Below are 24279 nucleotides of genomic sequence, written 5' to 3'. Positions count from 1 at the left end.
CAGAAATCGCATGCTTTTTATTACCTTACAAAAAAAAGAAATTGAACTTTCTATCGCATTATTACTTTGTTCAATCTATCAACAACCCCTATTACACCATAGGAGCAATTCTTCCTGATTTATTCAGAAACCATCATTATAATTGGAAATTCCGACCCGAAAAAGAAAATTTACTTTTTAACGATAATTCAGACATCAATCTTCTCTTCGAAGGATGGAAACATCATGTCCAGGTAGATGCAATCTTTCATAATTCGGTGCCTTTCAAAATACATAGCTCGCAATTACGACAAGAGTTAGCAACAGTATTTACTGATTTGCCCAAGCGTCCCTTTTTCTTAGCCCATGTGGCTTATGAATTAATATTAGACTCCCTCCTGATTCGTAATAATATAGTAGACACAAATCAGTTTTATAGAAACTTAGATGCATGCGAACCAAAGATACTGGATGACTTTATGCACAAACTTGGCATCATGGAAACAAATGGTTTTTATAGGTTTCTAAATAACTTTATTGAAAGCCGTTACTTAGAAACCTATAATAAACCTGTTAGCTTAGTACATGCACTTGACCGTATTGGCCGAAGAGTATGGGTTGAGGAGTTCAGTGCCAAAGAAACTGAAACTGCACTAATTGTGTTAGAAAATGCGATCGAAAATCTCAACTACGATTTCTTAAATGTTTTTAAATTAGTTGAAGAGGAGATTAAGAAAAGCACATAATTATAGCACTTCTATATGCCTGATATTTGTTATTTAAATTGCACAAAGATACAGCCTGTATAATAGCTTTTAATTAGATCGTAGCATCAGGAATTTCAGGCTCTACAAGCTTGGCCAACTAGATTACCGACCTTACTCCCATCAAGTACAGAAATAAGTTTTCAAGGATGTCAAACGATATAAGATTATAAATTCTACTTTTCCTTCCTAAAAACTTGGCAGGGTTCAAGAACGCACATTACCTCCATCACCATACAACCTGAAAATGAGCGGTTAAGGCTATTACCTCGATTTACATAGGAACAGACCACCATTTATCACCATAGAGCATAATTTATTCCATTTTCGGCTATAACTGTTGCACCGCTTAATATACTTCTTTCCCGGATCAACGATTTCGTCATACATGGTATAAACACATGCTAAAATAATAACAGTTAGTCCGTTAGAACTAGGCATTTTTCGTTGTCCATATCGGTTTTCCATGTGATCACCCATTCTAGGAATCTTCCGGTTCAGGTACCCAAGTAGACAATATCCAATCATTGTACATTTGCTCTGCTTTCAGGAAATATCTTCGCGCTTGTCGTTTGTTTTTTGTTCATCTTTGTTGGCAGATGACTCTATTATTTATTTTTTCAAGTCCTTAAACCGTTTTGATTTGATCCAACGTAACCACAGACTCAAGAAGAAACCGGACAATCCACATCGAAAAGATACGCATTATATTTATACTTATTCTTTCTTTTATTAGGTAAGAACACAGATTCTTAGAAAATCATAATTTCGCCTATCTTTGCTTTAACTGTTTAGTATAAGATATAAAACAGCATAATACAAGACGATCAGATAGATAATATAACTTCCACTTAAATTATTATCATTATTTATCACTAATTCAAAAAATGGCCGGTATTTACATCCACATTCCTTTTTGCAAGCAAGCATGTCATTATTGTGATTTCCATTTTACAACCTCTTTAAAATATAAGGAAGAACTTCTTTCAGCTTTGCAAAAAGAGCTAATTATAAGTAAAGGCTATCTTCAAGAACAAACCATAGAAAGTATTTATTTAGGTGGCGGCACTCCTTCCCTCCTTTCTGCTCAAGAAATCAATTATTTATTAGATACAATATATACTCACTTCAGCATTGCATCTAATCCGGAAATTACCATAGAAGCTAATCCAGATGATCTAACAAAGGAAAAAGTACGAGAATTAAGAGAGTCACTTATCAATCGCTTCAGCATAGGAGTGCAATCTTTTTACGAGGAAGACCTCCGCTGGATGAATCGTGCGCACAATGCTCAAGAGGCAGATTCTGCTATAAAAAGAGTTCAGGACGCCGGCTTTGAGGATATTACCGCCGACCTAATTTATGGGTATCCCTTGTTGAGCGACCTTAAATGGATAAACAATATTCAACAGATCATCAATTTAGGCATACCCCACCTCTCCGCCTATAGCATGACCATCGAACCACAAACAGCTTTAGCCAGTTTCATCAATAAAGGAATTCAAAAGCCTATGAACGAAGGTCAAAGTGCTGATCAATTCCTTATATTAACAGAAATGATCACTAAAGTTGGTTTTGAACAATATGAGATATCAAACTATGCAAAGAATGAACGTTACTCCAAGCATAACACCAACTATTGGAAAGGTGTTCCTTATTTAGGAATCGGGCCATCTGCTCATTCATTCAATGGCACAAGCCGTCAATGGAATATCGCCAACAACTCGAAATACATCCAATCTATCATAAAGAATGAGATTCCGATGGAGATGGAAGTGCTTACAGAATCAGACAAATTCAATGAATATGTCATGACCTCTTTACGCACAAAATGGGGAATTGATATCAATTACTTAAACCAAAACTTTCCTTCAGAATTTATGCAAGCCATGAATGAATGTCTGCCAAAATACCAGGAAGAAAAGAAAATAAAACAAGAGAAAAATATTTATACTTTAACCCAAAAAGGTAAGCTCTTGGCAGACCAAATAGCTTCCGAGTTTTTTACAACTCATTAAAATCACTGCATTTTTATAATAGGTTACCCGCATCCAACTAATCTCCAAACCAAGCTCACCTACCTTTCGTAGTGCTGAAACTGTTACTTTTACATTAACTCAAGATTAAATATTTAGATTTGTCTAATCTGCCAATTGAAATTGAACAAATGGCTAAAACCATCTTATAACGAACTATTTCACAGTTTTTTATGCCTAACCCAACACTAAAAAACTTTAGAAATACCACGGTTCCATAAAAATAATTTTAAAATAACTTGACATTATCAACCGTTTGCGTAACTTAGGTGATACAATTAACCAAAATTCGAAACTAAACTATAATGCATGAGTAGACTTATACTTCCCTCCATTTATTTTTTTTAAATCAATTAACCTTTTAATCAATAATCATGAAGAAAACCAAACAGTTTTCTAACGTTAGCTCTTTTAGTAAAAGATCTACGTTGAAGCAATCGGTGTGGATTCTTAGTGCCTTATTACTTGTGAGTAATACTACACTAGCAATACCACATCCAACCTCAAACACACTCCATTCTGTGGAGTCTCTCACTTTCAAAAATCAAGAAAGAGTAATCAAAGGAACCGTTAGGGACGCAAACTCGAACACTCCTTTAGCTGGTGCTACCATTAGAGTAATAGGAAAGTCTGCGGTTACCTCAACCAATGAATCTGGTGCCTTCGAAATCAGCGCTTCTGTAAATGATGTTTTGGAAGTTAGTTATATCGGTTATTTAAAAACTGAAGTTACAGTTACTTCAACTACCAGTGCCCTTACCGTTAATTTAACGGAAGACATCAACAATCTGGAAGAAATAGTTGTAACAGGCTATAGCACACAACGGAAAAAAGATTTAACGGGTTCTGTTGCAGTCGTTGATGTTGCTCAATTGAAAAGCACTCCGGCAGCCAGTGCTGTTGAATCTCTGCAAGGACGTGCCACAGGTGTGCAGGTTGTAACCGATGGTGCACCAGGTTCCACTCCACAAATCAAAATTCGGGGATTCAGTACAATTAACAACAACGAACCTCTTTATATTATTGATGGAGTTCCTTTCGAGGGCAAATTAAGCTGGCTGAACCAGAATGATGTAGAGTCGATGCAAGTTCTAAAAGATGCATCCGCTGCCTCAATTTATGGTGCACGTGCAAATAACGGTGTAGTCATAATCACTACGAAATCAGGAAAAATTGGTCCGGCACAACTTAGTTTTGACGCTTATTACGGTGTCCAGGTTCCTAAAACCGGTTCATATCCAAAAATGATGACCCCTCAACAGGTATTGGATTTGGATAATCAACTAAGTGGAACGAACGAAACCTTGCCTGAATATTTATTGGCAGGAGGAATCTCAGGAAATAACATTACCTCATCCGATGCTGATATGTCGAAGTACAATTACGATGGAAAAGACAGATCAACTTTTTACCAGATAACAAAAGCTAATCGTGCAGGTACAAATTGGTTTGACGAATTATCTCAGACAGCTCCTACCCAATCCTATCAAATTAGCGCCACCGGCGGAAGCGAAAATGCTACTTATGCAATGTCTGGAGGCTATTTAGGTCAAAAAGGTTCTATAATTCATACAGGATTTGAGAAATTCAATGTTCGTACCAATACACAATTCAAAGCCTTTGATGGCAAACTTAGAATTGGCGAAAACTTGCAATACAGTTATACTGAAGGATTCGGTATGGGAGTTAATCCAAATGTCGCCGGTGATTATCAAGGTGAAGGTAGTGTGTTAGGATTTGCTTATCGTATCCAAAACATCATACCAGTATATGATGAAGGCGGTCATTTCGCAGGATCTTATGGTGGTTGGGGTAACGGTGAAAACCCGGTTGCTATAGCCTATCGTGCAAAAGATGATAAAAACAGAAGTAATTTCTTCTTTGGAAATGCATTTGCAGAATACGATCTTATCCCTACACTTACATTGAGAAGTAATTTCGGGATGCGCTATGAAAACTATAACGGCATCAATTTAAACTATCCTAATCCGGAATTTTCTGAAGGAAGTTTCAATAATGGCATGAGCGAATACCAAGGATATTTTACTGAATGGACTTGGACAAATACTTTAACATATAGACCTGATTTAGGAGAGGATCACAATTTGAGTATTTTAGCAGGTACAGAAGCTATTAAGAGTCGAGGCAGAGATCTTTCTGGTAGCAGAAACGCCTATTTCACCTTAAGCAGCTTAGATTACTTCTACCTAAACTCTGGTACATCCAGTATTGGAAATGCGAGTTCAGGATCTGTAGGTTCTATGTTCTCAATTTTCGGAAAAGCAGATTACTCATTCATGGATCGCTATCTATTAAGCGTTACAGTCAGACGTGATGGTTCTTCAAACTTTGGTTCTAATAACCTATACGGAACTTTCCCAGGAGTAAGTGGTGCTTGGCGTATCTCCCAAGAAGATTTCATGCAAGATGCAAGTTGGTTAACAGATTTAAAAATACGTGCGGGATACGGTATTACGGGTAACCAACGTATTCCTGGATATCAATATCTGAACCGATATGCTTCTTCTTTAACATCGTCTTCATATCCAATAAACGGAACAACACAGTCAGGAATCTGGCAAAGCTCTTATGCTAATGAAGATGTAAAATGGGAACAAGTTAAATCGTTAAACTTAGGACTCGACTTTACCATTTTAGATGGAGATGTTGATGGATCCATCGATTGGTATGATAAAACAACCGATGATATGTTGTATCGCTTGCCATTACCAGCAATCGCAGTAGGTCGTGCTGAATCGCCATATGTGAATATTGGTAGCATGAATAACAAAGGTGTGGAATTCTCTATAGGCTATCATTACGGACATCGCCAAAACACTCCTTTCACATTAGATGTATCTGCTAACATATCAAAAAACAACAACAAGATTGTCTCATTAGCACCTTCTGTCGATCAACAGATTTTTGGAGCATTTAGAAGTATGGAAACATCCATTCTAAAAGTAGGCCAACCTTATGCGTCCTTTTTTGGATATAAAACAGTTGGCATTTACCAAGATGCAAGTGACATTACAAATAATCCATCGTATCCTGGTGCCAGACCCGGAGGTTTGAAATATGCTGATATAAGTGGGCCAAATGGCAAACCAGATGGTGTTATTGATGCAGCAGATAGAACCATTATTGGTAATCCGCATCCTGATTTTGTATATTCATTTAACATTAACACTTCTTATAAGAACTTTGACTTAATGATGTATCTGTATGGATCACAAGGCAATGACTTATATGAAGCTACACGGTATTTCACAGATTTCGGTGTGTTTAAAGGACAGAAAAGCACTCGGTTATTGGATGCATGGAGCCCTACTAATACTGGAAGCTCTACACCTTCAATTACCAATGATGCAGCAGCGTATGAATATGCTTCTTCAAGCTATTATATCCAAGATGGCAGCTTTCTGAAATTAAAAAACATACAAGTGGGTTATAACCTTCCAACTGAAAAGATATTTGGAGCTAATTCCTTTAAAAAACTAAGAGTTTATATGGGAGTAACGAATGTATTTACCATAACCAAATATGAAGGCTTAGATCCGGAGATTTCAGCAACAAGCTCAGATTATCCAGCCTTAGGAGTAGATTTTGGTATCTACCCACAAGCTAGACAATATATGCTTGGTTTAAGCTTAGGGTTTTAAGAGAAACATGATTTTTAATTCTAGAAAAAAGAAAATGAAAAAGATACATATATTATCCATTATTGCGGCCGGGATGCTGGTAGCAACTTCTTGTGGCAAGGAGTTTTTACAAAAGCTGCCGCAAGGACAACTATCCGAACCTCAGGTTGCAAATAAAGATGGAGTGGAAGCCGAATTATTAGGAGCTTACGGTATTCTAAACGGAAACATTAGCGGCTCTTGGGGAAACTATGCTTCCGCTCCTAGCCAATGGCTTTTTGGCGAGGTAGCTTCTGATAATGCTCATAAAGGTTCAGAACAATCTGATCAGCCCAACATGAACATGATCGAAAACTATACTAGTAACAGTGCGAATGATAATCTTAGCACCATGTGGCAAGTTTATTATGAAGGTGTGCTGAGAGCTAATAGTACGCTCAAATTACTAAAAGGAGATCAAGAAGGTGCAAAACAAATCTCGGCAACAAGAGCAACTCAGATTCAAGGTGAGGCTAGAATGCTTAGAGCACATTATTACTTCTTTCTGTGGCGCATTTTCAAAAACATTCCTTATATCGATGAAAACACCACGCTAGACGAGGCAAAGGTAAAACCAAACAATGAAGATGTTATACCGAAAATTATTGATGATTTAAAATTTGCTATAGATAATCTACCTGTTGAGAAGATTAACGGAGAGGCAGGGCGTATGACCAAAGATATCGCAAAAGCTTATTTAGGTAAGGTATATGTTTACCAAAAGAAATGGGCTGATGCATTACCACTGTTTACAGACGTGTTAGCCGGCAAAGATATCACAACGATGCCTTTTGAAAACAACTTTGACCCAACTAAAGAAGATGGACCCGAAGCTTTAATGGTTTCAAAACATGCAATCAATTCAAATGGTGCTGCAGATAATGCCAATGTCGGTGATATGTTGGGTGGTCTATATGGTAGTTCTCCAGTAGGTTGTTGTGGATTTTATCAACCTACTATTGATTTGGTAAATGCCTACAAAGTTGACGCCCAAGGCTTACCATTACTAGATAAATCTTACAGAACCAATGAATACAAGTCAGATTTAGGATTGACCGGAGCAGCAAAAACAAATTACGAACTAGATGTTACTCTATCTTTTGATCCTAGATTAGATTATACTGTTGGAAGAAGAGGTGTAGTATATTTAGATTATGGTGTTATGCCTGGTGACGCATGGATTCGTGATGCCACTTATGCAGGTCCGTTTGTTGGAATGAAAACAATGATTCCACAAAGTCAGTTTGCTTCCCACGCAGTTCCAGGGCAAAACTATGTTACAGACTTAGATGTAAACCTTATTCGTTTAGCTGATGTGGTACTTATGGCTGCTGAATGTAATGTAGAGCTTGGCAATTTGCCTGCAGCTTTAACCTTGGTGAATAGCATCCGTAATCGTGCAGCTAAACTTGCTCCGAAAAAGACAGCCGATGGAAAAAATGCTGCTAATTATTCAGTAAAACCATACCCATCGTTCCCTAATCAAGACTATGCTCGTAAAGCTGTACATTTTGAGAGAAGGTTGGAATTAGCTATGGAAGGACACCGTTTCTTCGATTTGGTAAGATGGGGAGATGCTAAACAGACCCTTGAAAGCTACTCAGCATTCGAAGGCAATTTGCTTCCGGCTTATGATGACTTAGTATTTAATTCAAACAATGAATACTGGCCAATACCGCAAAGCGAAATTGATAGAAGTAATAACACTTTAGTACAAAATTAGGTTAGAAGACAATCTCTTTAACAGAATTTAACGAAGAACAGCCTGCAAATGCAGGCTGTTCTTCGTTTGACGAAATAAATCCTCAGACTTATTATTGAAAGTGCTCCTTAACGTAGTCCATAATCCGATCAGTTGCTCCGGCCTGCTGCTGAACATATCCAACAGCGCGGTTTCCCGCTTCTAAACGAACCTGATAATCCATCAACTCTTCTACCACAGAAATCAATTCTCTACCATTTGTAATAAAGAAAGCAGCTTTGGCTTGTAGCAAATCCTTTGCCTCTTGAAACTTATGAAAATTCGGACCAAATATAACTGGCATCCCATAGGCAGCAGCTTCTAGTGTATTGTGAATACCTGCACCAAACCCTCCTCCAATATAGGCAATATCTCCATATCCATATAAAGAAGACAGCATGCCCATATTATCAATTATCAACACCGGCGATTTATGTTCCGGAATCAAATCAGCCTCGGTATCCGTATCCTGATAGGCTAAATCCATATCAATATTCCTTTTCTTCTGATGATCGCTTTCCAAGTGTCGTTTATGCTTATAATCGCTTAAATCAGAAAATAAAATACCCGAAGAGAAAACATCACATGTATGTTTAATACTCTGAGGATTAATATCATGAGGAGCAATAATCATTTTCCATTCAGGAAATACCTGTTGAAAAGTCAACAAACGTTCCAGATCCTCAGGCCAGGTACTACCAGCTACCAAAACCCGGTTCCCGGTAGCGAAATAAGATATAACCGGCAATTCGCGCACGTTCTTCGCAATCTCCACCACCCTATCAAAACGCGTATCACCTGATAGAGTCACATTATCAAACCCAATAGACCGAAGCAATACAACACTTTCCTGATTCTGAACAAAGAAATGTGTTACACAAGAAAGCATCTTTCGAAAGATTCCGCCATACCATTTAAAAAACACCTGATCCGCCCTAAAAATAGAAGACACCATTAATAAGGGAATATTTCTTTGTTTTAACTCGCGAAAATAGAAATACCAAAAATCATATTTCGTAAAAAAAACAAGGTCTGGATTAATTAACTTTATAAAGCTTTTTGCATTAAAAGCAGAATCTGCCGGCAAATAAAAAACATGATCCGCTAAAGAAAAATTCTTACGGGTTTCATACCCCGATGGAGAAAAAAATGTAATAAGAATCAATCTATCTGGATAAGTACTTTTGTACGCTTCTAGTACAGATCGTCCCTGCTCAAACTCACCCAATGAAGCGAAATGAAACCAAGTATGTTTCTTCGTTGAATCAACCTCACTTTTTATTCTTTTCAAAAGATCTTTACGGCCATCTACCCATTTTCTTGCTTTTCCACCAAAAATTGCAGCGACCCGAATAAGTAGATGAAATAGATAAATGCCAATGCTATAAATAAGAGTCATAAAAACAGCTTAAATGAAATGTCAAGTTGAAACTACAAATTTAATTTTTTATTCTGAATACATTTCTCAGCTATATTATCTAGAATATAGCTTGTTTCTAAATATTTCTCATTTGTTTTTAGCAAATTAATTACCTTCGTCAATGGTATTCTTAAATTAAAAACAGAATGGGAAGGAAACGTATACTTATAACCGGTGCTGCTGGCTTTTTGGGCTCACATCTATGCGATCGATTTATAAAGGAAGATTTCCACGTAATAGGAATGGACAATCTAATCACCGGAGATATCCGAAATATTGAACACCTATTCCCTCTTGAAAATTTTGAATTTTACAAACACGATGTATCGACATTTGTACACGTACCCGGTGAACTGGATTATATATTGCACTTTGCATCTCCGGCAAGTCCGATTGATTACCTAAAAATACCAATTCAAACATTAAAGGTTGGTTCTTTAGGAACACACAACCTTTTAGGATTAGCCCGTGCAAAAAAGGCACGAATTCTCGTGGCATCTACTTCTGAAGTATATGGCGATCCAACGGTCAGCCCACAAAATGAAGATTACTGGGGAAATGTAAATCCGGTAGGCCCAAGAGGCGTATACGACGAAGCTAAACGTTTCCAGGAAGCCATTACAATGGCCTACCACACCTTTCATAAATTAGAAACCAGAATTGTCCGCATTTTCAATACGTATGGTCCGAGAATGCGCTTAAATGATGGACGGGTACTACCTGCTTTTATTGGCCAGGCCTTAAGAGGCGAAGATCTTACCATATTTGGAGATGGCAACCAAACAAGATCCTTCTGTTATGTCGATGATCAGGTAGAAGGAATATTTCGTCTTCTAATGAGCGATTACTCCTATCCTGTAAACATCGGTAATCCCGACGAAATAACCATTAACCAATTTGCGGAAGAGATTATTAAATTAACAGGAACAAAGCAGAAGGTTGTTCATAAAGACCTGCCTATTGACGACCCAAAACAACGCCGGCCAGATATTAGCAAAGCAAAGGAACTTTTAGGCTGGTCTCCAAAAGTAAACAGAGAAGAGGGCTTGAAAATCACCTATGAGTATTTCAAATCACTCCCTCAAGGAGAAATTAACCACAAAGATTTTACCTATTATAATAAATAAAAGCAGCTACACAGACATGAAGAAAATTTTAGTTACCGGCGGAACGGGATATATTGGATCACATACCGTGGTTGAACTCTTCGAAGCCGGCTATACTCCAATCATTATCGACAACCTATCCAACTCAAATATTGGCGTCTTAAATCAAATCAAGAAGATTACAGGCATAAAACCAGAATTCCATAAGCTCGATCTCTGCGATGAAAAAGACGTGAAAGAATTCGTAAACAAGAATCTTGATATTGAAGGTGTTATCCATTTTGCGGCATCCAAAGCCGTTGGCGAATCGGTAGAAAAACCTTTAAAATACTATCATAACAATCTATTCTCACTTATAAATTTACTGAAAGCTTTTTCTGCTCGTAAAACTAATTTCGTGTTCTCATCCAGCTGCACTGTATATGGTCAGCCCGATGAATTGCCTGTTACAGAAAAAGCAGAAGTTAAAAAAGCAGAATCTCCTTATGGAAACACGAAGCAAATAGCGGAAGAAATTTTACAGGAAACAGCCAACAGCAATCCAAATTTCAATATTCTTTCTTTACGTTATTTCAATCCGGTAGGAGCCCATAAATCTGCCTTAATAGGCGAATTACCATTAGGAGTGCCTCAGAACCTTGTACCTTTTATTACCCAAACTGCCATTGGTAAAAGAGAGAAGATCACAGTTTATGGAGATGACTATAATACTGCAGACGGTTCGGCCATCCGCGATTACATTCATGTTGTTGATTTGGCAAAAGCACATGTTGCGGCTCTTCAATTTTTAAACGAAAATACCATCGACAATCATTACGATGTTTTTAATATTGGAACGGGAAAGGGCTATTCTGTACTGGAAGTTATCCGGGCCTTTGAAAAGGCAACGAATGTGAAACTTAATTACGAAATTGGCCATAGAAGAAATGGCGACATCGAACAGGTTTGGGGTGATATAGCAAAATCTACCCAAAAACTTGGCTGGACAGCCAATTTAGGAGTTGAAGAAATGATGCGTTCTGCCTGGGCATGGGAAGTTTACTTAAGGGATGAAAATCCATTTGAATTATAAAAAAATGAAAAAAATTATTGTTACTGGTGGTGCCGGGTTTATAGGATCACATGTTGTTAGAAGAATGGTTAATACCTATCCTGACTATGAAATAATAAACTTGGATCTGCTAACGTATGCCGGAAATCTTGAAAACTTAAAGGACATTGAAGATAAACCCAATTATCGTTTTATAAAGGGAGACATCGTAGATGCCGACTTTATTGAAAAACTCTTCGCTGAAGAGAACCCATATGGTGTTATCCACTTGGCGGCTGAATCTCATGTAGACCGCTCCATCAGCAACCCCATTGAATTTGTAATGACCAACGTTATTGGGACAGTCAATCTATTAAACGCTGCACGTAATGCATGGAAAGGCAATTATGAGAAACATCGTTTTTACCATGTTTCAACAGATGAGGTATATGGGGCTCTAGGTGATAGCGGTTTATTTACAGAAGAAACTAGCTACGACCCACACTCTCCTTATTCGGCTTCAAAAGCAAGCTCAGATCATTTTGTAAGAGCTTATCACGATACGTATGGAATGAATATCGTAATCTCAAATTGTTCAAACAATTACGGATCACACCATTTCCCCGAAAAGCTAATTCCATTATCCATCAATAATATCAAACACAGAAGATCCATCCCTATCTACGGAAAAGGTGAGAATGTTCGCGACTGGCTATGGGTAGAAGATCATGCACGTGCTATTGACGTAATCTTTCATAAAGCTGAAACAGGTACCACTTACAACATTGGCGGTAATAACGAATGGACAAATATTGACCTGATTCACCTCCTATGTTCAATAATGGATAAAAAGCTAGGTCGTGAAGAAGGAGAATCGGCTTCTCTAATCACTTTTGTTCAAGACCGTGCTGGACATGACCTTCGCTATGCGATTGATTCAAGTAAATTACAACGTGATTTAGGCTGGAAACCCAGCATAACCTTTGAAGAAGGTCTTGAGAAGACAGTCGATTGGTTCTTAGAAAATGAAGAATGGCTAGACAATGTTACAAGTGGAAATTACCTAGCCTACTACAAGAAACAATATAGCGAATAACAACCTTTACTCGTATCTTAAGGCTTCAACCGGATCCAAGCTTGAAGCCTTAGATGCTGGGTAATATCCTGATATCACCCCAACGAGAATACAAACTACAATTCCCATTACCATCCATAACCATGGAACCAGGAAGCTTGCACCCAATAATAAAGCGACTCCATTTCCGATAATTAATCCCAGCACAATACCTGCTATCCCGCCCATCATACAGATTACAATTGCTTCTGTTAAAAATTGTTGTCTTATAAGTTGAGGTGTTGCACCAATAGCTTTCCTTAAACCGATTTCTCGTGTACGCTCAGTTACCGAAACGAGCATAATATTCATCAAGCCAATCGAAGCTCCTATCAAAGTGATTAAACCAATAACAACAGCTCCTAAAGTAACATAGGTTAGGTTGCTTAGTAGCACCTGAGCAATTGCATCACTTTTAGTGATTTCAAAATTACTTTCTTCGGTAGCACTCAAGTTACGTATCTTCCTGAACAAGGCAGTTGCCTCGCCAATAGTTGCCTCTGTCATATTAGGCAAAGTGTTCATCACTGTAATAACATAAGAAGGATTACCAGCAGTTATTAACGATCGTCCTTTCACAAGCGGTATAATCGTAGTATTATCACCACCAAGTCCAGAACTGGCTCCTTTACTTTCCAGTACACCTATAACAGTAAACCGCGTACCACCAATAGTTATAATCTTATTAACAGGGTCTTCATTTTCCGAAAATAAACTCTCCTGAATTTTTGCTCCAATAATTACAACATTACTTCCCAGCTCAAGCTCTCGTTCAGTAAAATTCCGACCAAGCCCAAGTTTATAACCACCTGTTTCTAAGAAATTGATATCAGATCCCTGAACACCAACATTCGGATTTGTTTTTTTACTTTCAAACTTAACAGTAGCTCCGCTACTCACACGAACATTAACAGAAACAATAGCCGGAAAATCAAATCGCTCAGTAAAATCAACAGCATCTTGGTAAGTAATATTCGGATAGTCTTTCGGGCGCGTACCTTGTCCGCCAATACGAATATTTAAACCCCGGTTCTGAATGGTAAAAGAATTAGATCCTAAAGCAGAAAAGGATTCTGTTAAGGATGTTTGTATAGCATCAATAGATGTCAAAATACCTACCAACGCAGTAATTCCAATAGAAATAATCAGAGCTGTTAGAAAGGTACGTAAGCGATTCGCACTAATAGATTGCAGTGAAAGCTTGATAGTTTCACGCTGAGACATCTTTACCGACATAATAATCGTTGTTTTATCTTAGACAGATGTAATTAAGAAATGTTACAGATTAAAGAAGGCCCCAATCGTATTTCTTAGGATGGTTTATCTCCACTCATTAATTCAAAGATAGTTATCTCAGGCAAAATCCCTACCCGACCAGGATAACCTAGAAACCCATAGCCGGTATTAACATAAAGCTGTTGTTTATTCTCTTGATATAAACCCGCCCATTCTTTGTAAATGTACTGCACGGGGCTCCATTGAAAACTCTTAAATCGCACTCCAAATTGCATTCCATGAGTATGTCCGCTGAACATGACATCAATTTCAGGACGAGCAAGAACCTGAGCGCGCCAATGAGAAGGATCATGAGAAAGCAACAGCTTTACAGGCACATCTTCACTCCCCTTAAGTGCTTTATCCAAATCGCCATACTTGGGAAAACGAAATCCTGCTCCCCAGTTCTCAATCCCGATAATTCCAATCTCTTCATTATCTACTTTGATCTTTCTATTCTCATTAAGAAGCAAATCCCAGTCCATTTCATGATGGCTTTGCTTTAATAATTCCAAATTTCTGGCCTTAGCCGCAGATGGCTCCAACCCAAAATGATATTCACCATAATCGTGATTCCCCAAGATAGAATATACGCCCAAAGGAGCTTTCACTTTACTAAATATATCTTTATAATCTTTCAATTCAGATGCCAGGTTATTCACCAGATCTCCTGTGAAAAATATCACATCGGGTTTTTCTGCTAATAGCATATCTACGCCACCTTGAACCGCTGTTTTATTATAGAAACTTCCGGAATGAATATCGGATATCTGACCAATCTTCATTCCATGAAAAGCTTTTGGTAAATTCGGCAGGTATAGTTTTTGTCTGCGGATGCGATAATCATAAGCTCCTGAGACAATGCCCCAGCTTAAGGTAGTAAAGGGCACAGCTGCCAATACAATTCCGGATTTAGCTAAAAAGTCAGATCGGGATATTTTACTCTTTCCTTTTTCAACAACCACTTCATTCTGGACATTCTTCCCCGGAAGAACCTTTCTGCTTAACCAAACACCACCTCTTCGAATGTCATCGATGATCATAATCAATGCAAAAACAAACTTGGTAGCAAAGGTTATAAAAAGTGCAACTAAGATAATAGATCGAATATCCAGGCGTAGATCAAGATAGATAGTACCAAGTATTCCTAAAAATAACACCGCAGAATAACCCCACCATAAAACAGTAAAGATTTTGCTTCTTGCCCATTTAATCTTAGTAGCTCTTAAAGCAGTGTAGATGTATACATCAAGTAAAATGAGTATAACAGAACTTAAAATAATAGGACTCATCCGCATCTTTCTTTTTAGAAATCTTTATCTTATTTTAGATAGATCGTACCAGGGAATGTTACAAAAGAAATGCCAGATGTGTTCTAGTTGGGAATAAGCACTTTATTCTCACCCTTCTCAATAAAACCTTTTAGAACTTCTATCCAACGAGGATCGTTATTTAAACTTTCCACCAATTGAACCTTCTCTCCTCCTGCTTCAACAAATTCTTCATGGTATTCTACGGTGATTTCATAAAGAGTTTCAAGGCAATCGGCAACAAAAGCCGGACAAAAAACCAACAAGCGCTTTTTACCCTCTTTGGCCTTTTCATGAATAATATCACTAGTAGAAGGCACTAACCAAGGTTCTTTTCCCAAACGAGATTGAAAACTAATGGTATATTGATCCCGACTTAATCCTAAATTCTCAGCAATCAGCTTTGCAGTGTCATAGGATTGTGCGGAGTAGCAGAAGTAATTCTTATCATTATAGGTCTGACAACAAGATTTATCCTGTAAACAATGTGTTTTTGAGTCATCTGCCTTTATTAGCTGGCGCTGAGGTAATCCATGAAAACTAAAGATGATGTGATCATAGTTTTCAATGCCGTGTTTACGACCATTGTCAGCAAATATTTGAATCATATCCGGGTTGTTATGGAACGAGTTAATGAAACTAATTTCCGGAATAACCAACCATTTGCTTACAATCTCCATCACCTTCTGATGTACCGAACCGGTAGAGGCTGAAGCATATTGAGGGAACAAAGGAATTACCTGAATAGATTTAACTTTCTGAGCTCTTAGTTCATCCAGGGCACTCTGAATGCTCGGATTTTGATACCGCATTCCAAATGCAACCACATATTCATCGCCCAGACTTTCTTGCAATAATCTCTTGTTTTCCATGCCATAAATAAGCAAGGGAGAGCCTTCCTCTGTCCAAACTTCTTTATATATTTTAGCAGACTTAGGAGCACGAAAAGGAACAATCAAACCTCTAACCAACAGATTTCTGGGTATAGGTTTAATGTCAATAACGCGACCATCCATTAAAAACTCATCAAGATAGCGACGAACATCAGGTACTGATGGACTATCAGGTGTCCCAAGATTTACAAGTAAGATTCCTTTTTTCATTAATTCAGATTACAGAAGAATATTTTAAACATACAAAGCTAGCTAAATTTGCATAGTACATGATAATATTATACCGATGGAGAAATTTTATGACGGTAAATCAATATTCCTGTAGTATATCGCGTACTTTTTCCATCAACCACATGGGTGTAGAAGTTGCTCCGCAGATACCGACTTTATCATTTTCCTGAAACAGTTCAGGTTTTAATTCAACAGGATCTGAGATAAAATAAGTATTTGGATTACTTTTCACACAGACATCATAAAGAACCTTACCGTTGGATGACTTCTTACCTGAAACAAACACAACTTTATCAAATTTCTCAGCAAAGCTTCCCAAGTCTTCATAACGACTAGATACCTGACGGCAAATGGTATCATTTGCACGAACATTATGTCCGCGGTTAATAAGTTCTTTTTTAATCTCATAAAACTTATCGGTACTCTTTGTCGTCTGGCTGTATAAAGTGATATCGTGTGGTAATTCTACATGGTCCAGTTCACTGATATCTTGAAAAACCAGGGCTTCATTGTTGGTCTGACCCTGCAGGCCAATTACTTCTGCATGTCCGTGTTTTCCAAAGATAAGCACCTTCTCTTTTACGTCGTATGAAGTTTTAATGCGGTTCTGTAGTTTTAAAACTACCGGACAAGAGGCATCAATCAGGGTAATATCATTATCAAGGGCTATTTTATAGGTTTCAGGAGCTTCCCCATGCGCTCTGATCAGAACTTTTTCATGGTGCAGGTTAAGCAGTTCTTCATGTCCGATAATTCGAAGACCTTTCTCTTTTAAGCGAAGAACTTCTTCATCATTGTGCACAATATCTCCCAAACAGTATAAATAACCATCCTCTTCCAGTATCTCTTCTGCCATTTCAATGGCATAAACAACGCCAAAACAGAAGCCGGAATCTTTATCTATTGATACATCTAAATTGTATTTCATGCTAATACAAAGATATGAAATTTGAAATCAATTTTTACATGCAGCCTATTTCAGAGAATCTAATACCTTAAACATTTTTTGTCGCATAGAAGATGCCCTACCCTCATGATTATTAACTAAAAAAGCAAATATTAAAGGTGTTCCACCCTTAGATGTATGATAGCCAACATAGCCCAGAACCCCATCTATTGTACCGCTCTTCATTTTCATATTATTGACTAAGGGGATGTTCTCATAATAACTGGCAAACCAGCTCTGCTTTTTTGCTTCATTCAAAACTTTGACCATTGATAAGGTGCTGACCCTATTTTCGGGAGAAAGTCCACTTCCATCCATAATCTTTAAAGCACCTTCATCAATTCCCAATTGATTTGCCCAGAACTTTTTTTCCCAGGCCGCTGCATCCGAAGTTTTGGTAGCTATCCCCTCATGAAATGCAGATGTTTTCAGAAGAGCTTCACCATATAAATTAATGCTTTCCTTTAAAAACCAATAAGCTAATTGATCTAGATTTGGAGACAGGTAACGATCTAATAATTTCGTATTTGCAGGTAAATCTTTACCTTCAGATTGCAATAAAAAGGCTGTAGTCACCTTATCATCCACGACAATACCTTGCTTTATCAATGCTAGCTTCAGACTGGATGCTGCTTCATAAGCCCCATCCGGCAAAGATATTTCAACTTCTTTGTTAAGATCACTACCATAGGTTCCCCTTAATATTATTTTTTTAGAGTAAGGAGCAGAATATGCATAGACCTGATCTCCGCTTCCTGCAGATCCTATTTTAACTTCATTGACAATTTCCACATCCGAACTTATCGAAACAGTCTTCACAAGACTAACCGGGTTCCCCACTCTGCCTTTAGCAGAAAAAATAACTCCCATCTTATTTTCCCGCCAGTTCAATGCTGAAACTCCCGCCCCATAATACTGTCCCATATCTGTCCATATCCATCCTTCCGGAGCCATCTGGCCATTAAACATTGAATCATCTGCAATGATCCTTCCGACAACTTTCTTAATACCTGCTGCTTTAATGGCATCCGTCCATCTTTTTAAAATAACATCAGCTCTCGTTTCCCTATAATGATCACTTCCCAAAGAAGGATCACCTGAACCTTTAATGATAATATCACCCTCCAGAATTCCATTATTTATCACACCGCTGTAGAGTAAATCAGTTCTATACCTAAAATCCTTACCTAAAACATGATAAGCAGTAGCAAGTGTAACTGCTTTTAAAGTGGAAGCTGGCGCCATTCCCAAATTCTCATATTTAGAATAAATAATTTCACCCGTACGGGCATTCATAACTGTTAAGGATGCAATGCCGTATTTCAGATTACGATCGGCCTCAAAAACTGCAAAAGATTTACCGATCTTTTCAGCTAAAGATTGAGAAAAAGCGTTAAAATGAAACGAAAGAAATAAAACGACAAGAGCAAAATAAACTTTCATACAAAGCGGTGAAATTGATTCTAGCTATAAAATTACTTAATTTTAGCTTATCCAATATAATAATATAAAGGGATAACAAGCAACTTGTTTAACCTTCCAGAAACCCAAGATAAAGATTCCTTCGTTGTATCTGCGTTAAAAGAGCCTAAAAAACACTGACTCAACGGAAGAACAACGCGACATAACGGAAGCATGTAAAGCAAGTCTAATACATGGTTTATACATTAGGCATAGAAATTGCCTTATCATCGTTATTAAAAAAAATATAAATCATGAACGTAAAACGAACATTTGGAACAATCCTTACTATACTCGGCATTATTGGTTTAATATATGCTGGAGTTCAGTTTGTGCAAAACAGTGAATCTTATCGCGAATTAATTGTTGTTGGAGTAATTGGAATTATATTCTTCTTTTCTGGAATTGGCTTAGTCAGGAATACCAAAGACGCAGCCTAAATCAGGTTAAACGATCTTTAACAACTAGTGTATCGGCTAACTTGTCGTGCCAACATTGTTGCTTACGGCTAAAGAAGCCAGCGAAGAAACCGATACCTAAGCTAAAGAAACCAAGGATTTTGCAGATATTCCTCCACAAGGATCTGGCAAAGCCTATCGGCAAGCCTTTTGTATTGCAAACTTTAATTCTAAGAATCAGCTTGCCAATCGTTCCCTGATATTTTGATGCTTCTAAAAAGACAGAAGATATAAATTGTATTGGAAAGATTGCCAGCAGACCGATAAGTACATACATGGTTCTTGTAGAACCGGTGGTAAATGCCAGAATGGGTAATAGAATACCTATGCAATACAGTGCGAATGCAAAGAAAAAGTCGATTGCCCAAGCCAATAAACGAATATCCATGGTGGCAAAATATTGAGGTATGGTGATCTCATGTTTCAGGGAGAGCAATTTACTTAGCTCGGATAATTCATGAATCTCATGAAAATCATCAGAACCCACTTCCTTCACAAAATCACTCGACTTCAGGTTGAATGATTTAAGCTCCTCCAAAGAAAAGGGACCCTCTGGCTTCCCTTCTTTTACATAAAAATACTTTCGGTTGCTCAAGGCTTAATATCGTTTAACACTAAAACTAGAGAGGCCGCTCTCCATCGTTATAAGAAACTTTTTATCGGTAGTATTATAATTATCGGTGATATAAGAACCATCTTCCTGTTTATTAAAACCTTCGAAATTCTGAGATGACAAAGCAGATTTAGTAACAATTTTACAAGCTGCTTCATCCGGAATATTAAGTTCAAAGCTTGCCAAACCTCCCTTAAGTTCCATCGTTGATTCCTTTTCAAAAGGCATTCCCATTCGTATGTTTATACTGGAAACTCCACCATCAACTTCCACTTTCTTTACCTTGTAATTGCTTAGGTCAAAATCGGCAGCACCCGCGCCAATCTTCAGGTCAACTTCCCAAATTAAATCTTTATTCAAGCGCATAATGGCATTATTCCGGATGTTGTTTTCGTTCAGCTCTATCCCTTCCTTACCACGCATTATAAAATCGATCGTCGTATTTTCTCCCTTCGTTTTTTCAGAAAGCGAGAAACTACTGGCATTGCTTCTTGTTTCAGCATAGAAAAGCTTATCGGTGCTTCCACTCATACGATAACTGATAGCTCCACCTTCTATATTAAGCCTGCCATACTTTATTTCAGGACTTAAATCTCTCGAAAAAACAGCAGTGCCACCTCTTCTATCTGAATGGAAATTTTGCGTTTCATTCCTTGGTTCCAAACCTTTATAAGCAAAAAGAGCCAGCGTAGCAACGGTGGCAACTATCATAATATACTTACTTTCAGGCTTATATGGAAGCATAAAACTTAAACCTAATAGTATTAAAAGAACGGGCCATAGGGAAAAAACTGCCAGCCAATTAAAATCAATATAGTCCAGGTTGGTAAGAAGCAATATCAAACCAATAAACAATACAATTAAGCCCCAGCTAATTCTTCTAATATTCATAACCTAGCATTTTACAATTTCTAATTTTCATAGATTACCTTTTACAGGTTTAATAATTATTTCATCAACATTGGCACCAATACTCATATTTAATGCTGATATCAAAGCTTGAGCGATATCTTCTGGCAGAACAAATTCTTCTTCAGGAATGCTTGTTCCTTCCCAGGAAGATGTTAGTGTAGAGCCCGGAATAATCTCAGTAACCTTTACATGGTCATCTTTTAACTCCTTACGTAATACAGCTGTTAGACCTGCCAAAGCATATTTTGTTACAGAATAGGAGCCTGCTGTAACTACGGCACTTCGGGAAGCAACAGATGTGATCATAAAGATATGTCCGCTTTTATTTTCACGCATCTTGCGTCCGAAGTGAACAGATAAGGAATGTGGTGTGAAAAGATTTACTTGCATATGTTTTGCAAGCATATCCGGCGATTCTTTTAAAAGATATCCCGGAATAAAAAGGCCTACATTGTTTACCAATACATCTACATGAAAGGAACTGATATCAACCCAGTTGAATAAATCTTCTATTTGCGCAGCTTTTGAGAAATCACTAACATGAATATGAACATCTGCATGGGGATAAACATCTTTAATATCGTTTTGTAACTGCTCTAATGTATCTTGCCTTCTTGCGCAAGCTAACAAAGTATAACCCTCCTTTACCAAGGCAAAAGATATTGCCCTACCCATGCCTTTGGTAGCTCCGGTTACCAGCGCCACCTTATTTTTATTCAAACTCATTGCTGTTTTATTTGTTAACGAAAATACGAAATAAAAAAGGTTAACTCCGGCGGCTTCGTAAATTATTGTTTTGGCAGCTATAGAAAAACGTTATATTTACGACATATCCATATTTTATGTTTTTTACAGATTTCGGCAAATACCTCCTTCTTATAAAATCAGTTTTTAAGAAACCAGAAAAATGGAGAATCTATTGGAAGGAAATTTTTCTGAGCATGGATAATATAGGAGTTGGTTCATTAAGCTTGGTTGCCATCATCTCTACTTTTATCGGGGCGGTAATGACCATGCAAATTGCCTTCCAATTAGTTTCAGATTTAATACCTTCTTCCATTATCGGACAGATTAACCGCGATTCAAGTATTCTTGAACTAAGTCCGACGATAACAGCATTGGTTCTTGCAGGAAAAGTGGGCTCATCCATTTCATCTCAAATAGGCTCTATGCGTGTATCAGAACAGATTGACGCACTGGAAATTATGGGAATCAATGCTCCGGGCTACCTAATCTTACCTAAAATAATCGCTGGAATAACGATGGTACCATTATTGGTTATCATTTCGATTTTTCTAGCCCTTTTTGGTGGTCTCGCCGGTGGTGCTCTGTCAGGTGCAGTAACTCCTGCAGATTATATTATGGGGATTACGGGCGACTTTAACGGTTATACGGTTGCAGTTGCCATGGTTAAAGCTTTCGTTTTTGGCTTTGTAATCACCTCTATATCAGCCTACCAAGGATTTTATGTACGTGGAGGTTCTTTAGAAGTAGGATTAGCGAGTACGAAAAGTGTGGTAGTAAGCTGTATAACAATATTGGTTTGCGATTATATTATTACGGCCCTGATGCTTTAAATAGTGAAGCGTCTCATTAAATTAAAATTAAATGATTGAAGTATCGGATATCTATAAGACTTTTGGAGAAAATGAAGTTTTAAAAGGCATTTCAGCAACATTTGAACCCGGTAGAATCAGTCTGATAATTGGTGGTTCAGGATCAGGCAAGAGTACGCTTTTAAAATGTATGGTAGGACTGCATCAACCAGATTCTGGCAGAGTAATATACGATGGGGCCGAGTTTACCAGGTTGTCTTTTGAGGACAGAATTCCGATCCGAAAGGAAATAGGAATGCTTTTCCAGAATTCCGCTCTTTTTGATTCCATGACTGTTGAGCAGAACATTATCTTTTCACTTGAAATGTTTACAGACATGAGTAAAAGTGAAAAGGTTGACCGTGCAAATTTCTGTTTGGAGCGCGTGAATTTAGCTGGCAAAAATGACCTGTACCCATCTGAACTTTCAGGAGGAATGAAGAAACGGGTTGGGATTGCCCGAGCAATTACCATGACTCCTAAATATCTTTTTTGCGATGAGCCCAACTCAGGTCTCGATCCGCAAACATCCATTCTTATTGATGAGTTAATTCAAGAATTAACGGAAGAATTCAACACAACCACTGTTGTGGTTACGCATGATATGAGTTCTGTAATGGGAATTGGCGACTATATTTTATTCCTTTATCAGGGAAAGAAAAACTGGGAAGGATCTAATAAAGAAATAGCACATACAGACATTAAAGAGCTTAATGACTTCGTATTTGCAAGTCCGTTTATGAAAGTAGCAAAGAAAAGTTTTTAAGTAAAGATTCATATTAAATGGACCAGAATAGAGGTAGTTTCATAACCATTCCTAAGACTTGGAAGGATTATGAATTGATTGACTGCGGCGGCGGAGAAAAGCTTGAAAGATTTGGTGACCGAATTTTAATCCGTCCGGAACCTGCTGCTCACTGGCAGAAAACGATGTCAGAAGAAGAGTGGATAAAAAAGCATGACATTCGATTTATCAGTCGCTCTGCAACCAAAGGCGAGTGGATAAAAAAAAATAAGAGTATTCCTGACGAATGGTTCATCAACTATCAAAACAAAGATATCTATCTTAAATTTCGTCTGGCTCTAACTGCGTTTAAACATATCGGAATATTTCCTGAGCAGGCAGCAAATTGGGATTATATTGCCGCTACAATTCGATCTTTTAAGAAGCCACAACCGAAAGTATTAAACCTATTTGCGTATACTGGTGGTGCTTCACTGATTGCAAGAGCGTATGGAGCAGAAACCACCCATGTTGACTCTATTAAGCAAGTTATTACCTGGGCAAATGAGAATCAGCAGCTATCCGGCTTAAAAGATATCCGATGGTTGGTAGAAGATGCTTTGAAATTTGTTAAGCGCGAAATAAAAAGAGGAAATACTTATAATGGTATTATTCTAGATCCGCCTGCTTATGGACATGGGCCGAAAGGTGAGAAATGGAAATTAGAAAACCAGATTGAAGAGATGATCCATGACGTTATTAAGCTTTTGGATAAAGAAGAACACTTTCTGATTCTAAACACCTATACCTCGGGTTTCTTTTCAAAGAACATTGAAACACTGTTAAGAGAATCTATGCCGCAGATTAAGAACCTGGAGACAGGTGAATTATACTTGCCCGCAACTACCGGAAAAAAGCTACCAATCAGTGCCTTTGGAAGGTTTAAGAAAACATTATAATATATCATAAGAACAAACAATTATCGTATCTT

At 37.7% G+C, this 24279-nt stretch carries 21 protein-coding genes; 11 read left to right on the top strand and 10 right to left on the bottom strand.

Annotation, left to right across the window (positions count from 1 at the left end):
• The first annotated feature begins 41 nt into the window (after positions 1 to 41).
• Positions 42 to 725 carry a hypothetical protein gene (locus VL047_RS00885; protein WP_325357564.1) on the top strand — a complete coding sequence of 228 codons (684 nt, stop codon included), beginning with the start codon at positions 42 to 44 and terminating at the stop codon, positions 723 to 725.
• A gap of 282 nt (positions 726 to 1007) precedes the next feature.
• Here the strand turns inward: VL047_RS00885 and VL047_RS00880 are convergent, their stop codons facing one another.
• Positions 1008 to 1271, bottom strand: coding sequence for a hypothetical protein (locus VL047_RS00880; RefSeq protein WP_325357562.1), 264 nt, complete (start codon positions 1269 to 1271; stop codon positions 1008 to 1010).
• Between the two features lie 359 nt (positions 1272 to 1630).
• Here VL047_RS00880 and hemW point away from each other — a divergent pair, with 359 nt between their 5' ends.
• The 3 genes from hemW to VL047_RS00865 all read left to right on the top strand — a co-directional run bounded on the left by hemW (position 1631) and on the right by VL047_RS00865 (position 8182).
• A complete protein-coding gene (gene hemW, locus VL047_RS00875; RefSeq protein WP_325357560.1) occupies positions 1631 to 2761 on the top strand; it encodes a radical SAM family heme chaperone HemW in 1131 nt (376 codons plus the stop codon).
• 392 nt (positions 2762 to 3153) lie between these two features.
• Positions 3154 to 6441 (top strand): TonB-dependent receptor, encoded by a 3288-nt coding sequence (locus tag VL047_RS00870; protein ID WP_325357558.1) that lies wholly within the window; start codon positions 3154 to 3156, stop codon positions 6439 to 6441.
• A gap of 34 nt (positions 6442 to 6475) precedes the next feature.
• Complete coding sequence (locus tag VL047_RS00865) at positions 6476 to 8182, top strand: RagB/SusD family nutrient uptake outer membrane protein (protein WP_325357556.1); 1707 nt, start codon at positions 6476 to 6478, stop codon at positions 8180 to 8182.
• Between the two features lie 91 nt (positions 8183 to 8273).
• On the opposite strand, the gene VL047_RS00860 is transcribed toward VL047_RS00865, so the two are convergent.
• Positions 8274 to 9599: a 3-deoxy-D-manno-octulosonic acid transferase gene (locus VL047_RS00860; RefSeq protein WP_325357554.1), complete on the bottom strand. Its 1326-nt coding sequence runs from the start codon at positions 9597 to 9599 to the stop codon at positions 8274 to 8276.
• 167 nt (positions 9600 to 9766) lie between these two features.
• On the opposite strand from VL047_RS00860, the gene VL047_RS00855 reads away from it, so the two are divergent.
• From VL047_RS00855 to rfbB, 3 genes are read left to right on the top strand one after another with little or no spacing between them, the layout of a single operon-like run.
• Complete coding sequence (locus tag VL047_RS00855) at positions 9767 to 10747, top strand: UDP-glucuronic acid decarboxylase family protein (RefSeq protein ID WP_325357552.1); 981 nt, start codon at positions 9767 to 9769, stop codon at positions 10745 to 10747.
• Positions 10748 to 10763: 16 nt separating this feature from the next.
• Positions 10764 to 11798, top strand: a complete 1035-nt coding sequence (gene galE, locus VL047_RS00850) for a UDP-glucose 4-epimerase GalE (protein WP_325357550.1) — start codon at positions 10764 to 10766, stop codon at positions 11796 to 11798.
• 4 nt (positions 11799 to 11802) lie between these two features.
• Positions 11803 to 12852, top strand: a complete 1050-nt coding sequence (gene rfbB / locus VL047_RS00845) for a dTDP-glucose 4,6-dehydratase (protein WP_325357548.1) — start codon at positions 11803 to 11805, stop codon at positions 12850 to 12852.
• Positions 12853 to 12858: 6 nt separating this feature from the next.
• On the opposite strand, the gene VL047_RS00840 is transcribed toward rfbB, so the two are convergent.
• The 5 genes from VL047_RS00840 to dacB form a co-directional block, all read right to left on the bottom strand.
• The gene (locus tag VL047_RS00840; RefSeq protein ID WP_325357546.1) at positions 12859 to 14106 is read right to left on the bottom strand and encodes an ABC transporter permease; all 1248 of its coding nucleotides are present in this window, start codon (positions 14104 to 14106) and stop codon (positions 12859 to 12861) included.
• A 74-nt stretch (positions 14107 to 14180) separates the two neighbouring features.
• The gene (locus VL047_RS00835; RefSeq protein WP_414635295.1) at positions 14181 to 15437 is read right to left on the bottom strand and encodes a metallophosphoesterase; all 1257 of its coding nucleotides are present in this window, start codon (positions 15435 to 15437) and stop codon (positions 14181 to 14183) included.
• 83 nt (positions 15438 to 15520) lie between these two features.
• Complete coding sequence (hemH, locus tag VL047_RS00830; protein WP_325357542.1) at positions 15521 to 16558, bottom strand: ferrochelatase; 1038 nt, start codon at positions 16556 to 16558, stop codon at positions 15521 to 15523.
• 100 nt (positions 16559 to 16658) lie between these two features.
• A complete protein-coding gene (locus VL047_RS00825) occupies positions 16659 to 17507 on the bottom strand; it encodes a 4-hydroxy-3-methylbut-2-enyl diphosphate reductase (RefSeq protein WP_325357540.1) in 849 nt (282 codons plus the stop codon).
• Between the two features lie 45 nt (positions 17508 to 17552).
• Positions 17553 to 18968 (bottom strand): D-alanyl-D-alanine carboxypeptidase/D-alanyl-D-alanine endopeptidase, encoded by a 1416-nt coding sequence (gene dacB, locus VL047_RS00820; protein WP_325357538.1) that lies wholly within the window; start codon positions 18966 to 18968, stop codon positions 17553 to 17555.
• Between the two features lie 272 nt (positions 18969 to 19240).
• Between dacB and VL047_RS00815 the strand changes: the two genes are divergently transcribed.
• Entirely contained in the window at positions 19241 to 19426 is a 186-nt protein-coding gene (locus VL047_RS00815; protein WP_325357536.1) for a hypothetical protein, read from the top strand.
• Position 19427: 1 nt separating this feature from the next.
• Here VL047_RS00815 and VL047_RS00810 read toward each other — a convergent pair whose 3' ends face one another.
• The 3 genes from VL047_RS00810 to VL047_RS00800 are packed head-to-tail and all read right to left on the bottom strand — an operon-like array spanning position 19428 to position 21695.
• The gene (locus VL047_RS00810) at positions 19428 to 20039 is read right to left on the bottom strand and encodes an RDD family protein (RefSeq protein WP_325357534.1); all 612 of its coding nucleotides are present in this window, start codon (positions 20037 to 20039) and stop codon (positions 19428 to 19430) included.
• Between the two features lie 3 nt (positions 20040 to 20042).
• A complete protein-coding gene (locus VL047_RS00805) occupies positions 20043 to 20948 on the bottom strand; it encodes a LiaF transmembrane domain-containing protein (protein ID WP_325357531.1) in 906 nt (301 codons plus the stop codon).
• A gap of 27 nt (positions 20949 to 20975) precedes the next feature.
• Positions 20976 to 21695, bottom strand: coding sequence for an SDR family oxidoreductase (locus tag VL047_RS00800; RefSeq protein WP_325357529.1), 720 nt, complete (start codon positions 21693 to 21695; stop codon positions 20976 to 20978).
• Positions 21696 to 21811: 116 nt separating this feature from the next.
• Between VL047_RS00800 and VL047_RS00795 the strand changes: the two genes are divergently transcribed.
• The 3 genes from VL047_RS00795 to VL047_RS00785 are packed head-to-tail and all read left to right on the top strand — an operon-like array spanning position 21812 to position 24247.
• Positions 21812 to 22546: an ABC transporter permease gene (locus VL047_RS00795; RefSeq protein ID WP_325357527.1), complete on the top strand. Its 735-nt coding sequence runs from the start codon at positions 21812 to 21814 to the stop codon at positions 22544 to 22546.
• 31 nt (positions 22547 to 22577) lie between these two features.
• A complete protein-coding gene (locus VL047_RS00790; protein WP_325357525.1) occupies positions 22578 to 23330 on the top strand; it encodes an ABC transporter ATP-binding protein in 753 nt (250 codons plus the stop codon).
• A 17-nt stretch (positions 23331 to 23347) separates the two neighbouring features.
• The gene (locus VL047_RS00785; RefSeq protein WP_325357523.1) at positions 23348 to 24247 is read left to right on the top strand and encodes a class I SAM-dependent methyltransferase; all 900 of its coding nucleotides are present in this window, start codon (positions 23348 to 23350) and stop codon (positions 24245 to 24247) included.
• Positions 24248 to 24279 lie beyond the last annotated feature (32 nt).

It is taken from the genome of Albibacterium sp., assembly GCF_035514885.1.
Classification (GTDB): domain Bacteria; phylum Bacteroidota; class Bacteroidia; order Sphingobacteriales; family Sphingobacteriaceae; genus Albibacterium.
Note: the sequence above shows the minus strand (reverse complement) of the source record. Positions and strands in the feature narration are given on the sequence as shown.